Annotated in this window: 7 protein-coding genes and 2 tRNA genes; 7 read left to right on the top strand and 2 right to left on the bottom strand. The window is 34.8% G+C overall.

The window, feature by feature from the left end:
- The first annotated feature begins 37 nt into the window (after positions 1 to 37).
- Genes ACFIO3_RS00940 through mazG form a run of 3 tightly spaced genes read left to right on the top strand, consistent with a single transcriptional unit; the run spans position 38 to position 2,851 of the window.
- Complete coding sequence (locus tag ACFIO3_RS00940; RefSeq protein ID WP_375608307.1) at positions 38 to 1,066, top strand: zinc-binding dehydrogenase; 1,029 nt, start codon at positions 38 to 40, stop codon at positions 1,064 to 1,066.
- Positions 1,067 to 1,072: 6 nt separating this feature from the next.
- Positions 1,073 to 2,002, top strand: coding sequence for a lipid A biosynthesis lauroyl acyltransferase (locus ACFIO3_RS00945; RefSeq protein WP_375608336.1), 930 nt, complete (start codon positions 1,073 to 1,075; stop codon positions 2,000 to 2,002).
- 33 nt (positions 2,003 to 2,035) lie between these two features.
- Positions 2,036 to 2,851, top strand: coding sequence for a nucleoside triphosphate pyrophosphohydrolase (gene mazG / locus ACFIO3_RS00950; RefSeq protein ID WP_375607097.1), 816 nt, complete (start codon positions 2,036 to 2,038; stop codon positions 2,849 to 2,851).
- 70 nt (positions 2,852 to 2,921) lie between these two features.
- Here mazG and ACFIO3_RS00955 read toward each other — a convergent pair whose 3' ends face one another.
- Complete coding sequence (locus ACFIO3_RS00955; protein WP_375607096.1) at positions 2,922 to 3,287, bottom strand: iron-sulfur cluster assembly accessory protein; 366 nt, start codon at positions 3,285 to 3,287, stop codon at positions 2,922 to 2,924.
- A gap of 605 nt (positions 3,288 to 3,892) precedes the next feature.
- Between ACFIO3_RS00955 and ACFIO3_RS00960 the strand changes: the two genes are divergently transcribed.
- Positions 3,893 to 3,969 (top strand) — tRNA-Pro (locus tag ACFIO3_RS00960).
- A gap of 252 nt (positions 3,970 to 4,221) precedes the next feature.
- Here ACFIO3_RS00960 and ACFIO3_RS00965 read toward each other — a convergent pair.
- The gene (locus ACFIO3_RS00965) at positions 4,222 to 4,689 is read right to left on the bottom strand and encodes an Hsp20 family protein (RefSeq protein WP_375607095.1); all 468 of its coding nucleotides are present in this window, start codon (positions 4,687 to 4,689) and stop codon (positions 4,222 to 4,224) included.
- 258 nt (positions 4,690 to 4,947) lie between these two features.
- Between ACFIO3_RS00965 and ACFIO3_RS00970 the strand changes: the two genes are divergently transcribed.
- The 3 genes from ACFIO3_RS00970 (at position 4,948) to ACFIO3_RS00980 (ending at position 7,234) form a co-directional block, all read left to right on the top strand.
- Positions 4,948 to 5,865 (top strand): serine aminopeptidase domain-containing protein, encoded by a 918-nt coding sequence (locus ACFIO3_RS00970; RefSeq protein WP_375609380.1) that lies wholly within the window; start codon positions 4,948 to 4,950, stop codon positions 5,863 to 5,865.
- 834 nt (positions 5,866 to 6,699) lie between these two features.
- Positions 6,700 to 7,062: a cell cycle two-component system response regulator CpdR gene (gene cpdR / locus ACFIO3_RS00975; protein WP_005773448.1), complete on the top strand. Its 363-nt coding sequence runs from the start codon at positions 6,700 to 6,702 to the stop codon at positions 7,060 to 7,062.
- Between the two features lie 97 nt (positions 7,063 to 7,159).
- Positions 7,160 to 7,234 (top strand) — tRNA-Val (locus tag ACFIO3_RS00980).
- Positions 7,235 to 7,236 lie beyond the last annotated feature (2 nt).

Consider the following 7,236-nt stretch of genomic DNA (forward strand, 5'->3'; position numbering starts at 1 on the left):
AACGCTAACCTAATAACGTCTTTTAAGGGGGCTGATAATGCGTGCACTGCAACTCTTTAATGAACGTCGACTTGAAATCACCAATATTCCCTCGCCATCTTCACCTAGTCTAGGTGAAGTAACTGTGCGGATAAAAGCCGTTGCCCTTAATCATATTGATGTATGGGGATGGCGTGGCATGGCCTTTGCGAAAAGAAAAATGCCTCTCATCATTGGTGCAGAAGCCTCTGGCGAGGTTATACAAATAGGAGATGGCGTTGAACATCTCCAACTTGGACAGATTGTCTCAATTTATGGTGCACAAACCTGCGGAGTATGCAAAGCTTGTCATGAAGGACGGGATAATCTTTGCAGTAATGTAAAGGGAGTCTACGGTTTTCATCTTGATGGATTTGCGTGTGAGTTTGTTAATCTGCCAGCACGTTTATTGGTTCCAGCACCACCCCAATGTAATGAATTGCAAGCAGCTGTTGCTCCAATTACTTTTGGTACTGTAGAACATATGCTTTTCGATAACGCAAAACTACAAGAAGGAGAAACAATCCTGATACAAGCAGGTGGTTCCGGTATTGGCTCTGCAGCTATTCAACTTGCAAAACACATGGGCTGTACAGTTATCACCACCGTAGGTTCAGATGAAAAAATTGCAAAAGCACACGCTCTTGGAGCAGATCATGTGATTAATTATCGTAAAGATCGTTTTGAAGGTGTGGTGCGGAAATTAACCCAAAAAAAAGGTGTTGACGTTGTTTTTGAACATGTTGGTGTCGATACATGGAACGGTTCTCTGTTATGTATGAAAAAAGGAGCACGCTTAGTGACTTGCGGTTCTACCTCTGGTGTTTCAGCACCAATAAATCTCATGCAATTATTCCAGCAACAGCTTAAGATATTCGGTTCATTTGGCTGCCGTATGGAAAATATGAAAAATGCCATGCAAAAAATGGCACAAAAAGCTGTACATCCTGTCATTGATACAATTGTTGGACTGGATGAAATTGATACAGCTTTAAAACGAATGGAAAGTCGTGATGTTTTTGGTAAAATTATCCTTAAAATCGATTAAATCATGATGAAGCTTTCTCTTAAAAATCTCATATATCATATTAAAATTATAGCTAAAAAAATATCCTATTTGTTATGGGCATATCTACTCTTTGGTTCTTTATTTATTCTAAAGTGTTTTCCAGCCAAAATGGGAATTTCTTTTTTTGCTTGGTTAGCAAAAAAAATTGGTCCCCTTATCCATCGTCATCAAATCACACTTGCAAACCTTAGGAGTGCATATCCAGAAAAAACAGAGCAAGAACTCCGTGCGATTGCAATAGAAATGTGGGAAAATATAGGACGTTTCCTCGCTGAATATATTTTTCTTGATAAAATTTTTGATTTTGATCCTCATGCAGACAAGCCAGGTTTCATTGAGGTTAAAGGCATTGAAATATTTGAGCGATTAAAAAATGAAAAAAAACCACATATTTTTTTCACCGCACATACTGGCAATTTTGAACTTCTGCCTATTTGTGCACAAAGTTTTGATCTTAATGTTACGGTATTATTTAGACCACCCAATAATCCCTATGTTGCCAAACGAATCCTTAAAGCACGACAAACTTCTATGGGACATCTTGTTCCCTCCAAGGCCGGTGCCGCATGGGCATTAGCAGCCAAATTAGAAGAAGGTGAAAATGTTGGTATGCTCGTTGATCAAAAATTTCGCCGCGGTATCATGGGAACATTTTTTAACAGACCTCTTAAAACAAACCCCTTAATTATAAAACTTGCTCGACAATATGACTGTGATATTTATCCAGCACGTTGTATTCGTCTACCTGGAGGACGTCATCGTTTAGAGTTATATGAACATGTAGAACTTCCACGTGATGAAAAAAATGATATCGATATAGCGGCTTCTACGCAAAAATTAAATGATATTGTTGAAACTTGGGTCCGTGAATATCCTGGACAATGGATGTGGTTACATAGACGTTGGGACATCTAACATAAGCTCTATTGCTTACAAAGGAAGTGCAAAATGTTAGCCTCAAAAGATATCAAAGATCTCACCGCAATTATCACTGCATTACGCAATCCTGATAGTGGTTGTATATGGCATAAAAAACAAACTTTTGAATCTCTCATACCCTATATGCTTGAAGAAGTTTACGAAGTCATCAATGCCATTGAACAAAAAAACCGAAGGAATCTCTGTGAAGAACTTGGTGATCTTCTTTTACAAGTTGTCTATCATGCTACTATTGCACAGGAAGAAGGCAGTTTTACTTTTGAAGATGTTGTTTATGCAATTACGGAAAAAATGATTCGGCGCCATCCTCATGTTTTTGGAAATGCTGTGCAAAAAGAACGGGGGATTATAAAAGAGGAGTGGGAATATATAAAAATCAGAGAACAGGCTGAACAAAAAAGAATGTGCGAAGAAAAAAACAACAATTCCTCCACAAGCATACTCGCAACAGTAAAACAAATCCAGCCAGCAAACCAAGAGGCACTTGCTTTACAAGAAGCAGCAGCTAAAGTAGGCTTTGATTGGCAAAAAAGTGATAAAGTTTTTGAAAAAATAGAAGAAGAACTGGAAGAGCTCAAAGAAGCCATCAAAAATAAACAAAACTCAGAGATAGAAGCAGAGTTTGGAGATCTCTACTTTATACTCCTTAATCTCGCGCGCCACTTAGCGATTGATTCACAAAAAGCATTAAAAAAAACGAATATAAAATTTCGAAATCGTTTCGCCTATATTGAAGAAAAGCTATCCACTCAATCTAAAACACTTACTGACGCATCCTTGAATGAAATGGAAGCACTTTGGAAGCAAGCTAAAAATGAACGATAAAAAATAGTAGATTTCTTCTACCTAAAAGAACAAGCGCCTCTAAAATTACTAAATTATAATTTAGCTTAGTTCAATTTGTTTTATATTGATCCTGCGTAGCAGGACGAAGTTCCACCGATTCTCCACACCCGCATGCTGAAACTTGATTAGGATTTTTAAAGACAAAACCAGACCGCAGCGTTGTCACTTCATAATCCATCTGCGTCCCTAATAAAAATAATACCGCATCATGTGCTACAAAAACACGGGCACCATTCACTTCAACAACATCCGCATCTATCCCCTTTTCTTTGACAAGAGTAATTGTATACTCCATCCCTGCACAACCACCTTTTTTGATACCAACAAGAATACCCTGTGCATCTTTTTCATCCATAATCGCTTTAACACGATCCACTGCTGCTTGCGTCAAATTTATTACCGAAAAACGGCTCATCCTTTACTCTTTTCTTAGTCCAATAGACACTTTGAAAGTTTTTCCTCTATAATATTTTATCTGATATTTTAGAAAAAAAACGAAATATAAATTAAAGCATTCTGATCTTGTTTATTTGGATAAAAATACATACCCGTAAAATGAGATTTGTGATTATACAATCCAGAACTTACAATTTTTTATCCACATAAAATGAAAATACCTCGTCTATAAAACTCTAAAAAAACGAAAACTTTTCAAAACCATACATTCACTCCTCTTCTTTTGAAAATCTTTATCTTTTTAGAAAAGTAACGATTAGGTAAGAAAAAATATACCTTCCGCACTCATTTGCTCCAATTCATACCCCTAAAGTCACCAATCTTACCCCCTCCTCACAATCTCAAAAGTAATTAAATGCATACATCTATTAACTATAGAGCTAAAAATTTAATGATCACAAAGAATTTTACAAATTCGTTATTTATCTTGAATTAACAACAAAATATTGATGTCCAAAATTTTTACTTTCAAAAGCTCTAAGTGCAAGAGCATTTTAGATTTTATTCTGTTTATTTTTTCTCTTGCCTTTAAAGAAACAGTCATTTAATCGTTTTACACGAACTCGGAGCGTAGCGCAGCTTGGTAGCGCACTTGACTGGGGGTCAAGGGGTCGTGGGTTCAAATCCCGCCGCTCCGACCATTTTTAAAATGCTATAAAATAAGCTTACTTAAAAAGTGGATTATTACGCATTTTAATTGCACACACATGAACTTTTTCTTCAACGTAAAATAATGTGCAGTGATATTTTATCATAAATTTGAGATAAGCTGTTTTATTAAAATGCGCTTCGTTCTTAGGAAAACACATACGAAACGCGAGACCTTTTGCCTCGCGTTTTTTATTCTTCAGAAAAATTTATAATTATCCGATCTCATATTTTCTAAATTTTCTTTACACAATAACGTCGCTGTTATCATTTTTTGTAATGGATGGTGACATCTGTACGGTTATCTTTTTTGGTTTTAATTCAGCTGGCATTTCCCTTTTAAGCTGAATATGAAGAAGCCCATCTCCAAGTTCTGCCCCAATAACCTTAACATGATCAGCCAAATGAAAACGCCGTTCAAAAGCACGCGAAGCAATACCTCGATAAAGAAACTCTCGTTCTTCAGCATCATTTTCAGGCTTTCTGTCTCCTTTAACGATCAGCTGGTTACAATGTGTTTCAATATCAATTTCATCTTGAGAAAAACCAGCAACAGCCATAGAAATTCTATAAGAATCTTCAGTTAAACGTTCAATATTATAAGGGGGATAAGAAGAAACTTCATCTGGTTGGGTTCTAGAATCAAACCAATTAAAAAGATGATCAAAACCTACTGTGGAACGATAAAATGGTGAAAAGTCTACTTGACGCATAATATTGCCCTCCTCTAGAGCGACTATAATTTATAATTGATTCACAAAGTTCCCAAATGGCAAACTTACTTGTGAACCTGCGGCCCCATCATGGCAACCACACTATATTATCTAGTAATCGTTTTTCTTTATTTCAACTCTTTGGGACCTAAATTGATAAAAACTATCTAAAAAGCAATATACCCCTTTTTAAATCCTCTTTCTTCATTACATAAATGTCAAAGCACTAAGCGACAAATACACTGTAAAGGATTTCAATTGGAAACACCTCTTTATCCCATAGACTGGGGTTCCACTTCTCTTAATATCCATCATGATACTCTTAAAATAGCAATAGATCATGAAATTCGTTTTGCTATAACATATCCTGAGGTGGAAAAATCTAAGGGAACAATTGTTATTCTCAAAAGCTACGCAAATACTTTAGAAAAATATTTTTTATTAATAAATGAAATTTCTAAACGCGGTTTTCATACAGCAATATTTGACTGCTTTGATCAAGAAAAAACATCCTTCAAGATAAGAAAACAAAGCCGACATCATTGTTTTGATATAAATAATGATATTAATGACTTATATAAATTTTTTAAAAATATTGTTTATCCTAATTGTCCGCCGCCTTACTCTATGCTCGCCTATGGCATAGGTGGATTGATAGCACTTAGCGGATTAGATCTCATTAATCATCAGTTTAATAGATTACTCTGTGTTTCTCCCCTTTTTGCTCCATTCGGAAATAAAACGAATAGTTTTCAACATAAATTAACACAATTTCTTTCTGATATAGGTCTTGGCTTTATACCAGTGAAAAATGGGAAAAAATTAAACAAGACAAAACAAAAAAATATACAATTGGGACACATACATAAAGTGCCGCTCCCTTCCATTAAGCCCCCAACATCCCAATGGATGGCTTCAGTATTTAATACGATTGATTCTATGAAGAGAAATGTACTTCATGGAAATTTACGAATCCCAACACTCTTTATTCTTGCCAATCAAAACAATATTGCAAACAACATTGAAGTGCGGCAATTATGCCAACACACACGTCTAACAGAAAGTATTACTATTACAGGCGCTGAACTGGATACAATTATGGTTAACGAAGATTATAAAAAACAATTTTTGGCTGCATTTGATGCCTTTATTCCCGATAATGTATCTGTAAAATAACTAAACCTTAATTTCCACTCCGCCCCATCAAAAAAGAAAATTTCTACGAGCATTGGATCTACAAACACTTTTAAATATAATAGATTTTTCTTTCCAACCACTCATATGATTTGTTTTCTAGCCTTTACAGGAAAACCATGACCTAAATATTCACCACGCATTCTAATAAAAAACTAATATACAAAGTATATCATTACATTAAAAAATATTATTTTACATCATAAAAAATAACTTAATAAAAAAACTATTTATATAAATAATAAATCTATCTTAATATAACATGATACATATTTACAAATAAAGCATCAAAATACTATTTTTTATTTGTTATAATAATACTCATTTAATATTATATCTAGAAAAATAATACTTTTCATCTATTTAAGGAAAAACTGAAAATAAAGCGCATTTATAATATTTATTACAAATCTCTATAAAAACAAATAACTATAAAATTTCTATTTCTTAGGAGAACTTTTTAAAAACAATAAATTAACATAATATTCTTTTAATTTCTCGATATAGGAAGTCCCTACAATAATGGTTTTCATAATTTTTTTAATGGAATTCTGATAATAATCAGCAAATTTAAAAGAAAAGATAGCAATGAATCATCCTAGAAGTTTTAGAGCCCCCCTTCTTTTTTCAAAATCACATATATTTCGAATTTAACCAACTCACAACGAATATGCTGTATTGTAAATCAGAATGTAAGAATTAACCATTTTGCCATTCATTTCAATTATGAGCATTTTACCATCTTTTTTCTAAATACTCTATATTGTATAATTGATGCGGCAAAACTCTGACAAATGGAGCCATTGGAACATAATCATGAAACGAATCCTGCTCGCAGAAGATGATAACGATATGCGTCGCTTTCTCGTAAAAGCCTTAGAACGTGCAGGCTACGAAGTCGCCGATTTCGATAATGGTATTAGCGCATATGAACGTTTACAAGAAGAGCCATTTTCCCTTCTCCTGACTGATATTGTGATGCCAGAGATGGACGGAATCGAACTTGCACGACGTGCTACTGAAATTGACCCTGATTTACGAGTAATGTTCATTACAGGCTTTGCAGCGGTAGCACTCAATTCAAATAGTGATGCCCCTCCTGATGCAAAGGTTCTCTCTAAGCCATTTCACTTACGTGAACTCGTCAATGAAGTTGAAAAGATCCTTATCGCTGCTTAAAAAGTATTTTTTAAAGTTATTTGCATCTGTTGAAAGAGAAAATAAAATTAGGCATTGACGTTTGGCATTCTATATGGTGTATGCAACATCAATGAATGGGCGTGTAGCTCAGCGGGAGAGCACTACGTTGACATCGTAGGGGTCACAGGTTCAATCCCTGTCACGCCCACCATT

Source organism: Bartonella sp. AD328YNZD, assembly GCF_042196425.1.

Bases quoted from the DNA above. Each gene is read 5' to 3' on its own strand.
- mazG (WP_375607097.1), top strand. From the start codon at position 2,036: ATGTTAGCCTCAAAAGATATCAAAGATCTCACCGCAATTATCACTGCA.
- ACFIO3_RS00945 (WP_375608336.1), top strand. From the start codon at position 1,073: ATGAAGCTTTCTCTTAAAAATCTCATATATCATATTAAAATTATAGCT.
- cpdR (WP_005773448.1), top strand. From the start codon at position 6,700: ATGAAACGAATCCTGCTCGCAGAAGATGATAACGATATGCGTCGCTTT.
- ACFIO3_RS00955 (WP_375607096.1), bottom strand. From the start codon at position 3,287: ATGAGCCGTTTTTCGGTAATAAATTTGACGCAAGCAGCAGTGGATCGT.
- ACFIO3_RS00940 (WP_375608307.1), top strand. From the start codon at position 38: ATGCGTGCACTGCAACTCTTTAATGAACGTCGACTTGAAATCACCAAT.
- ACFIO3_RS00965 (WP_375607095.1), bottom strand. From the start codon at position 4,689: ATGCGTCAAGTAGACTTTTCACCATTTTATCGTTCCACAGTAGGTTTT.